The sequence below is a fragment of the Achromobacter sp. GW823-FHT04E03 genome, assembly GCF_058796095.1.
Genome location: NZ_JBXAIJ010000002.1, coordinates 1625624 through 1642729, shown reverse-complemented (window position 1 = coordinate 1642729; position 17106 = coordinate 1625624). Strand labels below are relative to the sequence as shown.

Here is a 17106-nt window from a genome sequence, read left to right as displayed (position 1 = left end):
TCTGGCCCTAGGCGGCCTGGCGCCAGCCCGCCAGCAGACCGGGCAAGGCGGCCATGTCGGTGAACACGTGGGCCACGCCCACGCCGCGCAAGGCTTCGGCGCCGCTATGCCCATTGGCATCGGGGCTGTAGCCGAACACAGTAGCGCCGGCGGCCACCCCAGCCGTGGCGCCGGTCACCGTGTCTTCCACGATGGCGCAACGCCGAGGGTCCACGCCCAGCGCCTGCGCAGCGGCCAGGTACACGTCCGGATAGGGCTTGCTGCGCGGCATTTCGTGGCCGCTGAAGACCCGCTCGCGAAAGCATTCGGCAATGCCGACCTTGGCCAGCTGCAGCTCCACCTTGCGGCGGTCCGCGCCCGAGGCCACGGCGATGCGGCCGTCCAAGGCCACGTGCAAGGCCCGCACCGCGTCCGGCGCGCCGGGGATCTCGACCAGGTCGCGGTCCAGCGCGGCATTGCGGCGCTGGCGGAACTGATCGAACCAATCCGGCGTGATCGTGGCGCCCGTGCGCGATTCGATCAGCGGCAGTTCGTCCCTGACGGCCTTGCCCGTGAAGATCTGCATGGTTTCCGCATGCGTGATGCCCCAGCCCAACTCATTGAGCATGTCGGTCAGCACGCGGCTGGTGATGGGTTCGGAATCGACCAGGACGCCGTCGCAGTCGAACAGCACGGCATCGAAGGGAAAATCAGTCATTGCAGCAACGTCGGGAATGTCCATGAAGCCGGTAAGCATACTGCAGGCCTCCTGCGCGACGCAGGAGGCTCGCCTGGCATCAAATTCCGACAGACCTGATCCGCAACGGCGGGCCATGACCCCGCCGGCGCCGAGCGCACTGGACGCCGTCATGCGCTGAGCCCGCGACGGACGGGCTCCAGGCGACTTCGGCGCGGACCTCGATTCATCCGTCCCAGTTTTCTATAATTGCATTTTGACAATTCAATATGCAAAATGACGGTCATGCATATCCCTGCCGTCACGCCCCGCCACGCCGCCTTCACCCTCAATGGCGTCCTCCATACCTGCCTGGACCTGCCCGGCATGTACGGCGCCCAGTACTTCCGCCTGCCCGTAGTGCTGCGGCTGCTGCTGGAAAACGCGCTGCGCAACATGCACGACGCGGAGCGCGACGCGGCCGCCGCGGCGCTGTTTGGCTGGCTGGAGCACGGCACCAGCGAAGCCGAGATCGCCTTCCAGCCCGGGCGCGTGCTGATGCACGACACCACCAGCACCCCGGCCCTGGTCGACATCGCCGCGATGCGCGACGCGCTGGCCGAGGGCGGCGTGGATCCTTCCGCGCTGAATCCCGTGCTGCCCGTGGACGTGTCGGTAGACCATTCGCTGGCGGTGCAGTCCTATGCGCGCGCCGACGCCGCGGAATTGAATCTGGACCTGGAGCTGCGCCGCAACGCCGAGCGCTACCGCTTCCTGCGCTGGGCCTCCAAAGCCCTGTCGAATGTGCGCATCCATCCGCCAGGCACCGGCATCATGCACACCATCAACCTGGAACAGCTGGCGACCGTGGTTTGCGGGCAGGAAGACGCCGACGGCATCGCGCTGCATCCGGACATGATGATAGGTACCGACAGCCACACGCCCATGGTCAACGGCATCGGCGTGCTGGGCTGGGGCGTGGGCGGCCTGGAGGCGCAGACGGTGATGTTCGGCATGCCCACGCTGCTGCGCATTCCGGACGTGATCGGCGTGCGGCTGACCGGCGCGCTGAGCGCGGGAGTCAGCGCGACCGACCTGGCGCTGACCGTGACGCAGCGCCTGCGCGAGATCCAGGTGTCCGGCGAATTCGTGGAGTTCTTCGGACCCGGCGTGGCCACGCTGCCGGCCGGCAGCCGCTGCGTGGTGGCCAACATGGCGCCCGAGTACGGCGCCACCACGGGCTACTTTCCCATCGACAGGCAGACGCTGGCCTATCTGCGCCAGACGGGCCGGCCCGAGACGCTGATCGCGCAGGTACAGGCCTACGCCGAGCGCGCCGGCATCGCCTATGACCCCGCTGCCGAGCCGCGCTACACCCGCGTCGTCGACATCGCGCTGGACCGCGTGCAGATGCATGTGGCCGGTCCGCGTCGGCCGCAGGACCTGCATCCCTACGGACACACCAAGGCCATCCTGGCCGGCTTGGCGGACGCGCCGGCAGTCCCTGCGCGCGGCCTGCCCCGCTACGCCGTGGCGATCGCAGCCATCACCAGCTGCACCAATACCTCGGATCCACGGCTGCTGTCCGCAGCTGGCCTGCTGGCCCGCAAGGCGCGCCAGGCCGGCCTGCGCGTGCCCGCCTGGGTGAAAACCTCATTGGCTCCCGGCTCGCCCGCGGCGGCGGCGTATCTCGCGCGCGCCGGGCTGCTGGAAGATCTGGCCGCCGTGGGCTTCGACATCGTGGGCTACGGCTGCACCACCTGCATCGGCAATTCCGGCCCCCTCCCCGAACCCGTGCGCGCGGCCATGGCGGCGGGCGCGGTCCATCCCGTGGCGGTGCTGTCCGGCAACCGCAATTTCGCTGGCCGCATCCATCCGGACCTGGACCTGGGCTTTCTCATGTCGCCGGCGCTGGTCATCGCCTACGCGTTGGCGGGCGACGCCGAACGCGACCTGAGCTGCGAACCCGTGCAGACCGCCCCCGACGGCCGCGCCATCCATCTGCGCGAGCTCTGGCCTGACGACGCGGAGATAGACGCCGCGCTGGCCGCCGGCCAGCAGCCCGCCGATTACCGCCAGGCCTTCCGGATCGCCAGCGCCAACCCGGCATGGCATGCGCTGCAATCGCCGGACTCGGCGCGCTTTCCCTGGGACCCCGCCTCCACCGCGCTGCGCCGCCCGCCGTTCGCCAGCACCGAAGCGGCCGGCCAGTTGGGCCGCTACACCGCGCATCCCCTGCTGGTGCTGGGCGACGACGTGACCACCGATCACCTGTCGCCCGCCAGCGCCATTCCGCCGGACAGCCTGATCGCCGACTTCCTGGTCGAACGCGGCGACGACCGCAACGACCTGAACGTCTTCGCATCGCGCCGCGGCAACTGGCAGGTCATGCTGCGCGCCGCGTTCTACAGCAAGAGCCTCGTCAATCTGCTCATACCCGAAGCGCCGGTTGGCCACACCCTGCATGCGCCCAGCGGCCGGGTGGAGCCGATCTGGGAGGCCGCCGGCCGTTACGCCCGGGCCGGCCAGCCCGTGGTCCTGGTGGCAGGCGAACGCTATGGCACGGGTTCCTCGCGCGACTGGGCCGCCAAAGGACAGCGCCTGCTGGGCATCCGCTGCGTGCTGGCGGTCAGCTTCGAACGCATCCACCGCTCCAACCTGATCGGCATGGGCATCCTGCCCTTGCGCCTGCCCGCCGGCGTCACGCCGGCAACACTGCGCATCCGGCCCGGCGACCGGATCGAGATCGATGCCCCGGCCGCCGCGCTGACGCCGCGCATGCCCGTGGCCGTGCGCCTCTTGCGCGCCGGCGGCGCCGCCGAGACGCTACAGGCGACGGCGGCGGTCGAGACCCGGCTGGAAGTCAGGCTGCTGCGCATGGGCGGCGTCATTCCCGCTATCCTCTCGGACACCATCCATTCCGCCGTCCGCAACGCATGAGCGCCCAATCCAATACCGCCGCGAAAATCCTGGCGCTGATCCAGGCAGACCGCCTGCCCGCGGGCGCGCACCTGACCGCGCAGAAGATCGCCGACCGGCTGCGCCTGTCGCGCTCGCCGGTCAACGACGCGCTGGGCATCCTGGAGCAACGCGGCATCGTCTCGCGCAAGCCCAACCGCGGCTACTTCCTGGAACGGGATCACGCCGCGCTGGCGGACTTGCACGGGGACCTGGCGCCGCCCTTCGTCGACGACATCGTCACGCACAGCTACTTCAAGCTGGCCGATGAACTGCTGCGCGGCGAACTGCCCATGCAATGCAGCGAAGCGCTGCTGCGCGCCCGCTATGGCCTGACGGCGGCGCAGACCCAAGCCCTGCTGGGCCGCATCGCGCAGGAAGGCTGGGCAGAGCGGCGGCCCGGCTATGGCTGGGAATTTTCATCCATGATGACCACCCCTGACAGCCTGCTGCAGTCCTACCGCCTGCGGCTGGCGCTGGAACCGGCCGCGCTGCTCGAACCGGGATTTCACATCGACAAACAGGTGCTGGCGCGTTGCCGCGCGGCCGAAAAGCACCTGCTGGACGGCGGCATCGCCACCGACACCGCCGACCAGCTGCACGAGCGCGGCGTACGCTTCCATGAATCTCTGGTGGAGGCCTCGGGCAATCCCTTCTTCATCGACGCGATCAAGCGGGTGAACCGCGTGCGCCGGCTGCTTTCGTACCGATCCATGCAAGACCGCAGCCGCTACAAGCAGCATTGCGAACAGCACCTGGCCATCCTGGACCTGCTGGAAGACGAACGCAACGAAGAGGCCGCGGCGCAGCTGGCGGAGCACCTGCGCAGCACGCTGGACAACCTGGCCCGCATCAGCGGGCTGCTGGCGTCCTAGCGCCGGTCAGAAGTCCATCGACGCGGATAGCATCAACGTGCGCGGCACCCCTTGGGAGATCGTGCCATACGAGGCCACTCCCGACCAGTAAGCCTTGTTGAACACGTTCACCACGTTGGCCCGCAGCGTGAGGTCCTTGCCATAGACCTTGGTGGCATAGCGTGCGCCCAGATCGAAGGTGGTCCACGATGGCACCGACTGGGTATTGGCCTGATTGATGTATTCGCTGCCGGTGTGCATCACGCTGCCGGTCAGGGTCAGGCCCGCGACCCAAGGCGTATCCCATTCCGCGCCCAGGTTCACCGACACCTTGGGCACGCCCACCGGCCGGTTGCCGACCAAAGCACTATTGCCGGCGCGCGTCAGCTCCGCGTCCAGCCAGGTCACGCCGCCCAGCAGGCGCAGGCCGCGCCACGGTTCGCCGGCCAGGTTCAGTTCCAGGCCCCGATTGCGCTGCTCGCTGTCCGCGCCGTACACGCCGTTGGTCAACTGGCCGCTGGGCTTGGTGATCTCGAACGCGCTCAGGGTCAGCATGGCGCTGTCCAGGTCCACCTTCACGCCCACTTCCTTCTGCCGGGCCGTGTAGGGCTTGAACACCTGGCCGGCGTTGGAGGCGGTGGCCGGCGCCACGTCGCCCTTGCTCAGGCCTTCGATGTAGTTGGCATACAGCGAGACATTGCTCCAGGGCTTGATGACGATGCCCGCCAGCGGCGTGGTCGCGCTTTCGTCATAGCTGACGGTGCGCGCGCCGGTCGTGGCATTGAAATTGCGGGATTGGATGCGCTGCTGGCGCACGCCCAGCGTAAGCTGCGCGCGCTCGTCCAGGATGCTGAGCGTATCGGCCAGCGCCAGGCCGGAAAGATCGGACGAGGAAATCTTGGGCACGTTGGCCGGCGCCGGGATATCTTGCTGCGGCCGCGTGATCGGATGGTAGATGTTCGACGTGAGCGGCGTACCCGTCACGCTGGCCTGCGAATTCCGGTCGCTGTACAGGCTGCCCATGAAGCTGATGGCATGGCGCACCGGGCCTGTGTCCAGCTTGGCGCGCAGGCCTGCGTTGTAGGTGCTGCGGTTGACTTCGAACCTGAAGTTGTTCGGCGTGACCACCGTGTCGCCGGCCTCGTTGACAATGGTGGGCGTCTGGTCCGACAGACGCGACACATTGGTGTCCGAGCCGCCCGCGTCGGCGAACACCGTCAGGCGGTCGCTGATGTCGTACTCGATCCGCAGCAGCGCCGATTGCCCATCGGACTTCCACCAGCCCCAGGGCTGGGTGGCGTTGCGCCGTCCATCTGCCGCATGCGGCACGTCGATGCCGGCGGCCACCAGGAACGGCCGCGTGGGCGCGTCGATCTTTTCATTCTGCGTCAGCAGGTCCAGCGAAGCGCGCAGCCGCTCGCCCTGGTAGTCCAGCGACAGGGCGCCGATGTCGGTGCGCGAATACAGATTGTCCAGCGGCGTATCGCCCTGGCGGTGCATGCCGTTGACGCGCACGCCCCATTCCCCGTCCTTGCCGAAGCGACGGCTCAGGTCCGCGCGCGCGCCCAATTGCGAGTCGCCCACATAGTCGGCGGACACGCGGCTCAGGTCCTGCGGCAGCGCCCGCTTGGGCACCATGTTGATCACGCCGCCCACGCCGCTGTTGGGCGACATGCCGTACAGCAGCGCGGCCGGCCCTTTCAGCACTTCGACCCGCTCGATGTAGTCGGTGAAGACGTGATAGTTGGGCGCCACGCCATAAACCCCGTCAAAGGCGATTTCGCCCAGGTTGCCTTCGCCGATGGGAAAGCCCCGGATGTAGAACGAGTCGGTCACGCCGCCGATCTGTCCGGTGAAACGCACCGAGGGTTCAACGTTCAGCGCGTCGGCCAGCGTGACCGCCTGACGGTTCGCCAACAGGTCCGAGGTGTAGTTGGTGACGTTGAACGGCGTATCCATCACGTCGCGGTTGCCCAGCAGGCCCAGGCGTCCGCCCCTGGCCACCTGGCCGCCCTCGTACTCCGCCGGCAGCGCGAAGGGGGCCGCAGCGGCGCCGGCGACGGTGACCGCGGGCAGCACGATGGCCGACTCGTCGGACCCCGACGGCAGCTTGCGCAGCGAATAGGCGCCGCCGCCCTGCTCCGACAAGCCATAGCCCGACCCCGACAGCAAACGGGAAAAGCCTTCCTTCACGGTGTAGTCGCCGTCCAGTCCGTTGCTGTGCAGTCCCGCCACCATGGCCGGATCGAACGACAGCGGCACGCCCGCGACGGCGGCGAACCGGGCCAGCGCATCGCCCAGCGGGCCTGCCGGGATCGCGTAGGACTTGCGCGCCGCCGCGCTGACGGCGTCGGCGGCCAGCGCTGGCGGCGTGGTCCCCGCCCCAGCCAGCAGGGCCAAGCCCATGCCGGCGGCCCGCAGCAGCGCCGCCAGCGGCGGCAGGACAGCTGTTCCACGGGCCGGGCATGGCGGACGGGAGATTCGGGAAACCATGAAGCTATCCTTCGTAAGGGTCTGGGTGGCGCGCGATACGCGGCGGTTCACCCGGTACACCGGACGAAGCGGAAAAAAGGTTCAGCCCGACTGAGATTAATTTGTAACGCCGGCGCGGGCGGCAACCGTGGTCCAGTACGGCGTGATCCGGCTCACTCTCACGGGCAGGGTCTTTTCCAGCAACCGCAAGCTGGCATCGGTGTCGTTCAAGGGAAATGCCCCCGATACCCGCAGCCCTGCCACCGCCGGATCACAGCGCAACACGCCGCGGCGATACCGGCCCAGCTCATCCACCAGGTCCGCCAGGCGCCAGTCGCGCACGGCGAGCATGCCCTGCTCCCATGAGGCGGCCGTGGCGTCCACCGCCGCCTGGGGTCGCACCTCGCGCCCATTGAAGACGGTCTGCTGCCCGGCCGGCAGCACCGTGGCGCCGGCCCCCGCCGACTTGGGCCGGATCTCCACTGCGCCCTCGAACACCGCCACGCGCACGGCGTCGCCTTCGTCGCGCACCAGGAACCGCGTGCCCAGCGCGCGTATCGCGCCTTGCGCGGTCTGGACGACAAAGGGCCGCTGCAGCTGTGGCGAGTCGCGGCCCGTGGTCAACAGGATTTCGCCCGCCCGTAGCCACAACGTGCGCTGCCTGGCGGTGTATTCGATATCGACCGCGCTGGCCGTGTTGAGCACCAGCTGCGTGCCGTCGGTCAGGTTCATGCGGCGTTGTTCGCCCGTCGCAGTGCGCGCATCCGCGCTCCATTCGCGCCAGGGCAGCTCGCGTCCGGCCAGCCAGGCCGCCGGTCCCAGCACCAGCAGGCCAGCCAGCGCCCGCAGCGCCTGCCGGCGTCGCGGGCGATCCAGCCGCCGCAAGGTATCGGCGGCGACACGCGGCGGCACCTGGCCGAATCCGCGCAGCATTTCTTCCGCACGCTGCCAGGCCGCGGCGTGCGCGGCGCTACGGCCGCGCCAGCGGTCGAAGGACTCGCAGTCCGCCGGCGACAAGGTCTCGGATTGGAAGCGCACCAGCCAGCCGGCCGCTTCCTTCAGGATGGCGGGATCGATCACGCGTCGGCCTGGCTTGCGATCAGGCATGCGGCCAGCGCCGCCTGCACATGGCGCTTGACCGTGGACAGCGACACGCCCAGGCTTTGCGCGATCGCGTCGTAGCCCATGCCGTCGAACTGCGACATCAGGAAGATCTCGCGCGTTTTGGCGGACAGCGTCCGCAACGCCGTATCGATGGCGCGCAAGGTTTCCAAAATCAGGGCGCGCGCTTCGGGCGAAGGCGCCTGCTGCTCGGGCAATTGCGCCAGCGCGGCCAGAAAGGCCTCTTCCAGCGCCCGCCGGCGCCAGTGGTCCACCACCAAGCCCTTCGCAATGTGGGTCAGCAACGCGCGCGGCTCGGCGCCCACGTCCGTCCTGCGCCGCCCGGCCATCAGCCGCACGAAGGTATCGTGGGCCAGATCCGCCGCGTCGAAAGAATTGCCCAGCTTCCTGCGCAACCAGACCGACAGCCAGCCGTGGTGGTCACGATAGAGTTGCGCGACGGGATCGGCGGGCGGCGAGTCGGACGTAGGCAAGGCGCACCTGGCTATAGAATCTAAATAGGAACTATTTATATTCTAGCGTATCCCCCCGCCCGCCATGGACGCGCCCGCGGCTACAGCGGCATGCCAGGCGCCGCACGGGTAATGCTTGGTAGCGGACAGGCCTGCCTATTCCGTCAGTAATCCATGGGAACGTGGCTTTGCGCCTCTCGCAGTTCCTGGATGTGGCGCTCGGCTTCCTGTCTTTCGACGGCTGGCGGCAAAGGGCGCCAGCTCACCATGTTGCCGGGCGTTTTCACCGGCATCCAACCCAGCACGCTGTACAGCGTGATGGCCGTGCATCCTGTGTCGTATCGCGTTTCGTAGTACCCCTGCCGGTCCGGCTTGGTATCGCCGGACGTCCAATCCAACTGAGACATCCACGTCTCCTCTTTCTGAAGCTTGTAGTCCCGCCACCGGGCGAACGACGCTTGATCGTATAGCGTCCCCGTGTGCCTGTGCTGCCACCTTGCGCCCGCTTTGCAATTCTTGATAGAGGGGAATCCCTGACATTCTGTTAGGCGTCGATTGCTAAACCTGGAAAAGCGGGGCTAGGATGTAGCAAAATATTCTTACAAACACGGGAGCGGGGTCTTCGCTTGCACGGACTATTGGGCGAACCGCCATGCCGAAACTGGCCCTGATGCGTTATCCAAAAGATCGGCTGGCTGCGCTGGCGGGCGCGAGCGCGCTGCGCGCCATACGCGAGGGCCTGCTCTGGACCCTGCCGTGCCTGCTGGTCACGGCGCTGTTCCTGGTGCTGTCCGTCGTCGCCCGGCAACTGGGCCTGCCAGCCACCGTCGTGGAACTGCTGACCGCCGTCCACGACAAGCTGACGAACCTCATGCCTATCCTGGCCGGCACATCCATCGGCTACATGCTGTCGTTCCGCCACCGGGTGCCGCATCTGCCCACCGCGTTCCTGTGCCTGTCCTACGTGATGATCGCCGACGGCCTGATGGCGCCCTACCCCCAGGCCGCCGCCACCCTGGTTCTGTTCATCGCCATCGTTTCGCCCTTGTTGACCGTGCCATTGATGGCGTGGCTGCACCGCCGCCGCTGGACCCAGCTGGCGCCCGACGGCGTTATCAGCGAAAACGTCCGCGACACGCTGAACATGGTCGTGCCGGGCCTGCTGACGGCCACCCTGGTCGTGCTGGCGTTGTCCGCCGCGCTGCAGATTCCCGCCGTGGCGAAATTCAACATCCCCTTGAGCCTGGCCTCGCTGGACAGCCCCTTCACCTCGGGCGCGCTGGTCGCCGGCCTGAATTCCCTGCTGTGGTTCTTCGGCATACACGGCTACCACGCGCTGGCTCCCCTGATGAGCGTCATGGACCAGGCGGTCATGCTGAATGCCGCCACCCAGTCCGCCGGCTACGAAGGCATGTATGCCTTGAACAGCACCCTTCTGGGCGCTTTCGTCTTCATCGGCGGATCGGGCGCGACGCTGTCGCTGGCGGTGGCCATGCTGGTGTTTGCGCGCGGCGAATCGCTGCGCCTGCTGGCGCTGGCCAGCCTGCCCGTGGCGCTGCTGAACGTGAATGAAATCCTGCTGTTCGGGCTGCCCCTGATCCTGAATCCGCGCCTGCTGGCGCCGTTCATCCTGGCGCCGGTGACCAACGCCATCCTCGCTTTGGCCGTCGTGCAGCTGGGCTGGCTGCCTTCCGCGACGACGACCCTGCCGCTGACCTCACCGGTGCTGTTCAACGCCTACATCGCGGCCGGCGGCAGCCTGGGCGGCGTGGCGCTGCAGCTGGTGCTGGTGGCGCTGGGCGCGTGTTTGTACGCGCCCTTTGTCGTCGCGCTGGAGCGACAGCGCCAGGAAAGCGCCACCGTCTACTTCAAATCGCTGGACACGACCTTCACCCGGTTGCAAGAAGAATCGCTGCTGTACGCGCACGATCCCGTGGTGCAGACCTATGCCGACCGCGCGCGCCGCAACGCCGAAAACACCCGCATCCGCGCCATCAGCCAATACGACTTCCATCTGGAGTTCCAGCCGCAGGTGTCATTGCGCAGTGGCCTGTGCACGGGCTGCGAAGCGCTGCTGCGCGCCACCGGCCCCGACGGCGCGCGGCAAACGCCGGTGGAATTCCTGCGCTGGCTGGCGCAGGCCGACCTGATGCGAGAGGTGGACCTGTGGGTGGCCAGGCAGGCCGTGCAGCAATGCCTGCAATGGCGCAAGCGCGACTTCGCCTTGCCGATGACCATCAACGTCACGGCCGGCACGCTGACGTCCGGCGACTACCTGGAGAAACTGATCAAGGTGCTGGCGCAGGCTGGCGGCCAGGTCTCGGTCGAGCTGACCGAGGACGCGCTGGTGGAGGACACGCAGGCGCTGCACACCGCCTTCGACCGCCTGCACGCGATAGGCGCCCGTATCTACATCGATGATTTCGGCACCGGCTATTCCGCCCTGAGCTATCTGCACCAGTTCGAAATCGACGCGGTCAAGATCGACCGCAGCTTCGTCGTGGCGCAAGACAGCGCCCGCGGCGCGCTGGTCCTGAACGGCCTGCTGCGCTTTTGCGAAGCGCTGAACCTGCAGATCGTGGTGGAAGGCGTGGAAACGGACCAGCAGCTGATGGCGCTGGAATCCCCCGCCGAGATCGTCGTGCAGGGGTGGTACTACAGCAAGGCATTGTCGGGCGACAGCCTCATGGACTACGCGCGGCAGCGTCAGGCTGCACCGCCGCTGCGGGCGCAGCCTGCGCCCGCGGCGCCTACTTGATGCCGATGAACGGCAGGGCCGCGTTCGGCACCTGCGTGGTCGGCAGCACGCCGTCCCACTTCTCCACCGCGTTCAAGCTCACAAGATTGGTGTTGGCGGCCAGGGCCTCGGCCTTGGCGCGGATCGCGGCCGCTTCGGCGTCGCCGCGCATGCGGATGCCGTCGGCCTCGGCCGTGAACTGCTGGCGGCGCGCGTCGGCTTCCGCCTTGGCCTTCACCACCTGGATTTCGGCGTTGATCATCGCCGTTTCCTTCTGCTGGCGGGTCGTCTCGATCTGCACCTGCGCCAGCATGCGCTGTTCGATCGAATGCTCATAGGCCTGCGAGAAGCCGACTTCCTCGATCTGCACGCCCACCACCTGCACCGGCGCGCCTTCCATCGTCTTGAGCACGGCAGTGTTCACGTCCTGGCCCAGCTTCTGGCGTTCCTGGATGGCGCGCACCGCGGTGTACTGGCCGAACACGTTCTTCACCGAATCCGGCGTCTTGCGCTCCAGCACGCGCATCTGCAGATTGCTGATGGTGCCGTACTCCGAGTACAGCTCGGCCACGTGCTCGGGCGGCACGCGATAGGTCACCGACACGCGTAGCGTGGCCGGCTGTTGGTCATAGCTGTAGGCTTCCAGCTTTTCAAACACGAACGTGTGGTCGCGCACCGACACCGTCATCACGTTGTCGATGAACGGCGTCTTGAAGTCCAGGCCCGGCTCCGACACGCGCACCAGCTTGCCGTTGCGCAGCACCACGCCGCGCTCGCCCTGATCGACCTGGAACCAGGAATCGAAAGCCAGGAACAGGATCAGCAAAAACAACACCGCCGTGATCAACGCGATCTTGAAACTACGCGGCTTTACGGCACCAATCGTCTTGACCATCTGGATATCTGTCGGCTTCACTTCGAATCCCTTTCTGATTTTGAACGTTTACGGTCCGAGAGCACGGCGGCGATGCCGCGCGCCAGCAAATAAGCGACCACGGCCGCCCCAACCAAGATCAGGAAATACCTCATCGTGCGTCCCCCCCCCGGAAAATAAGCAGGGGATTCTATCGCGAGTGGAACATCAAACGAATTGTGGCGATTGTTGCGATGGCGACGGCAACAGACAGTGGCGCGAGTCCAACGACAGCGCTACGCTAGGCACCTCTACACTGCAGGAGCCGCAACCATGCACCGCACACCCTCAATGATCATTGCCATCCTTGCCTGTGCCGCCGCGCTCGGCGCGCCAGCCCAGGCCGCGCCGCCCGAGGGCAAAGGCAAGCCGGATCACGCGGGCCAAGGCAACGGCAACGGTAACGGCAATGGCAATGGCAAGAACAAGGGCCAGCAGAGCCAGGACGGCGGCGTCAGCGTCACGCTCAGCACCGCGGGCATCACCGTTTCCACCGCGCGCGGCTATGCCGTGCAGGCCGGGGCGACGGGCTATGGCTCGCTGCCGCCGGGCATACGCAAGAACCTGGCGCGCGGCAAGCCCCTGCCTCCGGGCATCGCCAAGAAGATGGTGCCCGGCCCCATGCTGGCGCGCCTGCCCGTGCACCCGGGCTACGAATGGCGCGTCGCGGGCAGCGACCTGATCCTCGTGGCCATCGCCACCGCCGTCGTCGCGGACGTCCTCACGGGCGTGTTCAACTAGGCGCCGCGCGTCATGGACGCCGCCACGCGGCGTCCATAGTTCCTAGCATCAGGCCGCACACTGTTACGTCCCTGCCGCGGATCTATCTGCTACCGTTGAATCGCCTCGCGCCGCGGCCCTGGCCCGGCGCCCACGACGGAGACCGCGCATGCCACGTCCTTCCGAGTCCGCGCCGCTGATCGGCGTGATCCCCCCCTACATGCTCGATCGCCTGGCGCAACACGCCGACGCGCGGGTCAGCATGCCCGCGGTCAAGACGCTGATCATCGACCAGCAGCAGCGCAGCCTGCGCGAGATGGCGGTGCAGCCGCCGCGCGCCAAGCCAGCCCGCCCCAAGAAGGCGGCGCCCGCCGGCACACCCCAGCGCGCCGTGCACGACGCCGCCAACACCACCACGCTGCCTGGCAAGCTGGTGCGCGCCGAAGGCGCCCCCGCCAGCGGCGACGTGGCAGTGGACGAAGCCTATGAACATCTGGGCTCGACCTACAAACTGTTCTGGGATGTCTACAAGCGCCACTCCATCGACGGCCTGGGCCTGCCGCTGGTGGGCACCGTGCATTACGGCGAAGACTACGACAACGCCTTCTGGAACGGCGCGCAGATGGTGTTCGGCGATGGCGACGGCGAAGTGTTCAACCGCTTCACGGTGGCGGTGGACATCATCGGCCACGAGCTCACGCATGGCGTGATCGACGCCGAGGCCGCCCTGCTCTACCAGGGCCAGTCCGGCGCCCTGAACGAATCCCTGTGCGACGTCTTCGGCGCGCTGGTCAAGCAGCACACGCTGGGCCAGGACGCGCGCGACGCCGATTGGCTGGTGGGCGCCGGGCTGTTCAAGCCCAGGATCCGCGCTCGCGCGCTGCGCTCCATGGCGGAGCCCGGCAGCGCCTACGACGATCCCCTGCTGGGCAAGGATCCGCAGCCCGCGCACATGCGCGACTACGTGGACACGCCAAACGACAACGGCGGCGTGCACATCAATTCCGGCATTCCCAACCGCGCCTTCTATCTGGCGGCCACAGCGCTGCAAGGCCCCGCGTGGGCCGGCGCGGGCCGCGTCTGGTACGACGCGCTGTGCGACAAGCGCCTGCGCCACGACGCCGACTTCGTGCAGTTCGCGAAACTGACACTGGCCGTCGCGGCGGAACGCCATGAGGCCGCCGTGCGCGACGCCGTCGCCCGGGCGTGGGCCGGCGTGGGAGTCCAGACATGATCGAGCTGCCGTCCCTGGACCTTGCCATGCTGGTGCGCCTGACCCGCGAAGGCGGGCTGGCCTATGTGCCCGCATTGGCGCAGCCTCGCAGCATCGACCTCGTCACCTGCCCGCCGGACCTGCGGCAGGAGGTCTGCGACGCCCTGCAACGCGCCGCGCCGGTGGCCGTTCCGCGCTGCGCACCGGCGGGCGGCGACCAGCGCTACTTCCACGTCGAGGTCGTGTACGAAGGCGACGGCGTCGCGGACGTCAGCTTCGACGTGCCGGAGACCGACGCGCCCGAGCCGCTGGTGCGCTTGTGGAAAAGCCGGGCCGGACAGCCTTGAGCGCGGCGTCCCGGTATTGCCCGATCTGGATGGCGCGGCCCGCGTAAAGACCGGTAGCCGCCATCGCCAGGCACAAGACCGCGCACAGGGCCAGCGCCAGGCTCCAGTCTCCCTGCGTGTCATGCAGCGTGCCCGCCAGCGCAGGGCCGCTTGCCGCGAACAGATAGCCCACGCATTGCGCCATGCCCGACAGCGCCGCTGCCTGCTGCGCATGGCTGGCGCGCAGGCCCACGAATGCAAGGCCGAGGATGATGCCGCCGCCCGTGCCCAGGCCCATCAGGACGATCCACAGCGTCGCCCAGCCAGGCGCGACGATCAGGCCGGCAAACGCGACAAACGAGGCCGCGGCCGAGCAGAACGCCGCGCCGCGCTGGTCCTTCAGGCGCCGCACCACCGGAGCCAGGAACAGGGCCGGGACGGCCGACATGAGCTGCAGCAGGCCATGCAGCGCGCCGGCGCGTTCCGCCGTGTAGCCGGCATCGCGCAAAATGGCCGGCAGCCAGCTTACGCCCACATAGAACACGAAGGAATTGATGCCCAGGAACAGCGTCACCTGCCAGGCCAGCGCAGAACGCCACAAGCGGGGGCCGTGCGGCGCATGCGCCGTGGATGCCGCAGGCGCGGTGTGGTTGGCCAGTTGCGGCAGCCATAGCAAGGCGCTGAGCACGGGCACCACCAGCAGGCAGCCCGAGGAAAAGCGCCAGGTCGCGTCGGACAGGCCGGCCAGCGGGATGGCGATGGCGGACGCCAGCCCCGCGGCCAGGCTCATGGTCAGCACGTAGGCCGAGGTCAGGCCCGCGACCTGCTGCGGGAAATCGCGCTTCAAGAGGCTGGGCAACAGCACGTTGCCGATGGCGATGCCGGCGCCGATGACCACGGTGCCCAGGAACAGGCTCCAGGCCGGCCCCAGCGTGCGCACGACGATGCCCGCCGCGACCAGCAGCATGGCGGCAAACAAGCTGCGCTCCAGCCCGTGGCGGCGCGCCAGGCCCGCGGCGAACAGCGACACCACGGCAAAGGCCAGCAGGGGCAAGGTGATCAGCATGCCCGCGGCGGTGGCGCTCAGCCCCAGCTGCTCGCGGATCATGCCGGTCAGCGGCGGCACGCCGGTAATGGGCGCGCGCAGCGCCATGGACATGCAAAGAATGCCGGCGATCAGCAACACGGGATGGCCGGCGGGACGTTTGGAAGTAAGGGGATGCGAATTCATGCCATCAGCTTAAGCATCGCCGCCTTCGCCGAATTTCGACATAATGACAAATTATCCCTAAATTCGGTCAAGGTGATATTCAATGCACCGCCTGGACGATCCCGCCCCGTTCTTCAACCCCGATATCGACTCGCAATGGACCTATGCCATGCGCGTGCACGCGGACGAGAACGATCAGGAATCCCCGCCGCACCGGCACGCAATGGGACAGCTGGTGCTGTCCTTGCAGGGCGGGGTGACCTGCTCCGTGCCGCAAGGCCTGTGGATGGTGCCGCCGCAATGCGGCGTCTGGATTCCTGGCGGCGTGCCGCACAGCAACCGCGTCACGCAGAACGGCCGGGTGTGTTTCCTGTTCGTACCGCCAGACGCCGCGGGCCTGCCTGGACAGTGCTGCACGTTGGCGATCTCGCCGCTGGTGCGCGAACTGGTCGCTTATCTGGCCGACCTGGCTCCGCAGGACACCGCCACGCCTTCCAACCGGAAGCTGGCTGAAGTGCTGGTCGAGCAGTTGGCGCGCATGCCGGCCGAACAACTGCACCTGCCCATTTCGGAACACCCGCGCCTGCGTGAAATCGCCGATGCCCTGCACGCCGATCCCGCCGACCGCAGCACGGTGGCGCAATGGGGCAGGCGCGTCGCCATGAGCGAACGCACGCTGGCGCGCCTGGTGCAGCAGGAGCTCGGCATGAGCTTCGGCCGCTGGCGCCAGCAGATGCACATCATCCAGGCCTTGCAGCGTCTGTCCGCGGGCATCTCGGTGCAGCGCACGGCGGAAGACCTGGGCTACGAGTCCGTCAGCGCCTTCATCACCATGTTCCGCAAGACGCTGGGCAAGACGCCTGCCCGCTACTTCGCGGACAAGGCCGACGGTATCAATTGACGGCGGGCGGATAGTCCAGTTCGCCCGATTTCATCTGGCCGCGCAGGCGCGCCTCGCGCAGTTCCGCGACCGTCTGGTCCCGGGTCTTGTCCGATTGCGACGGCAGCGCGGGCGGATAATCCTGTTCGCCATACGTGACCAGGCCGGCCGCGCGCGCGGCGTCGAGTTCTTCGCGCACCTGCTGGCGGGTCTTGGTGCTGACATGAGGCAGATCCACCGGGTATTGCTGTTCGCCGTAAGTCACCAGGCCGGCGGCCTTGGCTTCCATCAGTTCTGCGCGCACCTGTTCACGGGTCTTGCCTTCGGCATGCGCGGCGGCGCCGACGAGCGCCATGCTCAGCGCCAGGACGGAGAGTCGAAATGTATTCATGAAATCCTCTGCGGTTAACGAGTGCTGCAATATTCGTTCGCCTGCCCGCCGGGATAAATCCCGCGCGGCGCAATCGAAGGTTGCCCGCCGCGCAAGCCTCGCCGCACACCCGCGCAGCACCCCGCGCACCCTTGCGTCGGGCGCAAGGGTGGGTTGATCCAGGAATGGTTTTTCCGCCCCCCGCATCTACCTAGACTGAATAG

At 67.7% G+C, this 17106-nt stretch carries 15 protein-coding genes; 7 read left to right on the top strand and 8 right to left on the bottom strand.

What is annotated here, in order from left to right; genetic code table 11:
- Positions 1-7: 7 nt before the first annotated feature.
- The gene (locus AC1RHV_RS18795; RefSeq protein ID WP_175212509.1) at positions 8-697 is read right to left on the bottom strand and encodes an HAD family hydrolase; all 690 of its coding nucleotides are present in this window, start codon (positions 695-697) and stop codon (positions 8-10) included.
- A gap of 264 nt (positions 698-961) precedes the next feature.
- Here AC1RHV_RS18795 and acnA point away from each other — a divergent pair, with 264 nt between their 5' ends.
- Both acnA and AC1RHV_RS18785 read left to right on the top strand, forming a co-directional pair.
- Positions 962-3595 (top strand): aconitate hydratase AcnA, encoded by a 2634-nt coding sequence (gene acnA, locus AC1RHV_RS18790; protein WP_310534836.1) that lies wholly within the window; start codon positions 962-964, stop codon positions 3593-3595.
- Entirely contained in the window at positions 3592-4488 is an 897-nt protein-coding gene (locus tag AC1RHV_RS18785; protein ID WP_492301653.1) for a GntR family transcriptional regulator, read from the top strand. Before acnA ends, AC1RHV_RS18785 begins: the two co-directional genes overlap by 4 nt.
- A gap of 6 nt (positions 4489-4494) precedes the next feature.
- Here AC1RHV_RS18785 and AC1RHV_RS18780 read toward each other — a convergent pair whose 3' ends face one another.
- The 4 genes from AC1RHV_RS18780 to AC1RHV_RS18765 all read right to left on the bottom strand — a co-directional run bounded on the left by AC1RHV_RS18780 (position 4495) and on the right by AC1RHV_RS18765 (position 8920).
- Positions 4495-6960 carry a TonB-dependent siderophore receptor gene (locus AC1RHV_RS18780; protein WP_492301652.1) on the bottom strand — a complete coding sequence of 822 codons (2466 nt, stop codon included), beginning with the start codon at positions 6958-6960 and terminating at the stop codon, positions 4495-4497.
- A 96-nt stretch (positions 6961-7056) separates the two neighbouring features.
- Positions 7057-8046 carry a FecR domain-containing protein gene (locus tag AC1RHV_RS18775; protein WP_175180710.1) on the bottom strand — a complete coding sequence of 330 codons (990 nt, stop codon included), beginning with the start codon at positions 8044-8046 and terminating at the stop codon, positions 7057-7059.
- Positions 8016-8534 carry a sigma-70 family RNA polymerase sigma factor gene (locus AC1RHV_RS18770; protein WP_492301651.1) on the bottom strand — a complete coding sequence of 173 codons (519 nt, stop codon included), beginning with the start codon at positions 8532-8534 and terminating at the stop codon, positions 8016-8018. The genes AC1RHV_RS18775 and AC1RHV_RS18770 overlap by 31 nt, the downstream gene beginning before the upstream one ends.
- 143 nt (positions 8535-8677) lie before the next feature.
- Positions 8678-8920, bottom strand: coding sequence for a hypothetical protein (locus AC1RHV_RS18765; protein ID WP_054451693.1), 243 nt, complete (start codon positions 8918-8920; stop codon positions 8678-8680).
- Between the two features lie 245 nt (positions 8921-9165).
- On the opposite strand from AC1RHV_RS18765, the gene AC1RHV_RS18760 reads away from it, so the two are divergent.
- A complete protein-coding gene (locus AC1RHV_RS18760; RefSeq protein ID WP_492301649.1) occupies positions 9166-11271 on the top strand; it encodes a PTS sugar transporter subunit IIC/EAL domain-containing protein in 2106 nt (701 codons plus the stop codon).
- Here the strand turns inward: AC1RHV_RS18760 and AC1RHV_RS18755 are convergent.
- The gene (locus tag AC1RHV_RS18755) at positions 11264-12145 is read right to left on the bottom strand and encodes a prohibitin family protein (protein ID WP_119449450.1); all 882 of its coding nucleotides are present in this window, start codon (positions 12143-12145) and stop codon (positions 11264-11266) included. The genes AC1RHV_RS18760 and AC1RHV_RS18755 overlap by 8 nt on opposite strands.
- Before the next feature lie 291 nt (positions 12146-12436).
- On the opposite strand from AC1RHV_RS18755, the gene AC1RHV_RS18750 reads away from it, so the two are divergent.
- The 3 genes from AC1RHV_RS18750 to AC1RHV_RS18740 all read left to right on the top strand — a co-directional run bounded on the left by AC1RHV_RS18750 (position 12437) and on the right by AC1RHV_RS18740 (position 14443).
- Entirely contained in the window at positions 12437-12904 is a 468-nt protein-coding gene (locus AC1RHV_RS18750) for an anti-virulence regulator CigR family protein (RefSeq protein WP_175160193.1), read from the top strand.
- Positions 12905-13052: 148 nt separating this feature from the next.
- On the top strand, positions 13053-14117 hold the full coding sequence (locus AC1RHV_RS18745) for a M4 family metallopeptidase (protein WP_492301648.1): 1065 nt from the start codon (positions 13053-13055) through the stop codon (positions 14115-14117).
- Complete coding sequence (locus AC1RHV_RS18740) at positions 14114-14443, top strand: protealysin inhibitor emfourin (RefSeq protein ID WP_175180708.1); 330 nt, start codon at positions 14114-14116, stop codon at positions 14441-14443. The genes AC1RHV_RS18745 and AC1RHV_RS18740 overlap by 4 nt, the downstream gene beginning before the upstream one ends.
- Here AC1RHV_RS18740 and AC1RHV_RS18735 read toward each other — a convergent pair.
- Positions 14367-15653 carry an MFS transporter gene (locus AC1RHV_RS18735; protein WP_125473155.1) on the bottom strand — a complete coding sequence of 429 codons (1287 nt, stop codon included), beginning with the start codon at positions 15651-15653 and terminating at the stop codon, positions 14367-14369. The two genes, AC1RHV_RS18740 and AC1RHV_RS18735, sit on opposite strands and share 77 nt — an antisense overlap.
- Positions 15654-15735: 82 nt before the next feature.
- Here AC1RHV_RS18735 and AC1RHV_RS18730 point away from each other — a divergent pair, with 82 nt between their 5' ends.
- Positions 15736-16533: an AraC family transcriptional regulator gene (locus AC1RHV_RS18730; RefSeq protein ID WP_054451700.1), complete on the top strand. Its 798-nt coding sequence runs from the start codon at positions 15736-15738 to the stop codon at positions 16531-16533.
- On the opposite strand, the gene AC1RHV_RS18725 is transcribed toward AC1RHV_RS18730, so the two are convergent.
- Positions 16526-16903, bottom strand: coding sequence for a DUF4148 domain-containing protein (locus tag AC1RHV_RS18725; RefSeq protein ID WP_054451701.1), 378 nt, complete (start codon positions 16901-16903; stop codon positions 16526-16528). The two genes, AC1RHV_RS18730 and AC1RHV_RS18725, sit on opposite strands and share 8 nt — an antisense overlap.
- Between the last annotated feature and the right edge of the window lie 203 nt (positions 16904-17106).

Coding starts and splice junctions, on each gene's coding strand:
- AC1RHV_RS18735 (WP_125473155.1), bottom strand. CDS start 15,653: ATGAATTCGCATCCCCTTACTTCCAAACGTCCCGCCGGCCATCCCGTG.
- AC1RHV_RS18745 (WP_492301648.1), top strand. CDS start 13,053: ATGCCACGTCCTTCCGAGTCCGCGCCGCTGATCGGCGTGATCCCCCCC.
- AC1RHV_RS18750 (WP_175160193.1), top strand. CDS start 12,437: ATGCACCGCACACCCTCAATGATCATTGCCATCCTTGCCTGTGCCGCC.
- acnA (WP_310534836.1), top strand. CDS start 962: ATGCATATCCCTGCCGTCACGCCCCGCCACGCCGCCTTCACCCTCAAT.
- AC1RHV_RS18775 (WP_175180710.1), bottom strand. CDS start 8,046: ATGCCTGATCGCAAGCCAGGCCGACGCGTGATCGATCCCGCCATCCTG.
- AC1RHV_RS18760 (WP_492301649.1), top strand. CDS start 9,166: ATGCCGAAACTGGCCCTGATGCGTTATCCAAAAGATCGGCTGGCTGCG.
- AC1RHV_RS18795 (WP_175212509.1), bottom strand. CDS start 697: ATGACTGATTTTCCCTTCGATGCCGTGCTGTTCGACTGCGACGGCGTC.
- AC1RHV_RS18725 (WP_054451701.1), bottom strand. CDS start 16,903: ATGAATACATTTCGACTCTCCGTCCTGGCGCTGAGCATGGCGCTCGTC.
- AC1RHV_RS18755 (WP_119449450.1), bottom strand. CDS start 12,145: ATGGTCAAGACGATTGGTGCCGTAAAGCCGCGTAGTTTCAAGATCGCG.
- AC1RHV_RS18780 (WP_492301652.1), bottom strand. CDS start 6,960: ATGGTTTCCCGAATCTCCCGTCCGCCATGCCCGGCCCGTGGAACAGCT.
- AC1RHV_RS18785 (WP_492301653.1), top strand. CDS start 3,592: ATGAGCGCCCAATCCAATACCGCCGCGAAAATCCTGGCGCTGATCCAG.
- AC1RHV_RS18740 (WP_175180708.1), top strand. CDS start 14,114: ATGATCGAGCTGCCGTCCCTGGACCTTGCCATGCTGGTGCGCCTGACC.
- AC1RHV_RS18765 (WP_054451693.1), bottom strand. CDS start 8,920: ATGTCTCAGTTGGATTGGACGTCCGGCGATACCAAGCCGGACCGGCAG.
- AC1RHV_RS18730 (WP_054451700.1), top strand. CDS start 15,736: ATGCACCGCCTGGACGATCCCGCCCCGTTCTTCAACCCCGATATCGAC.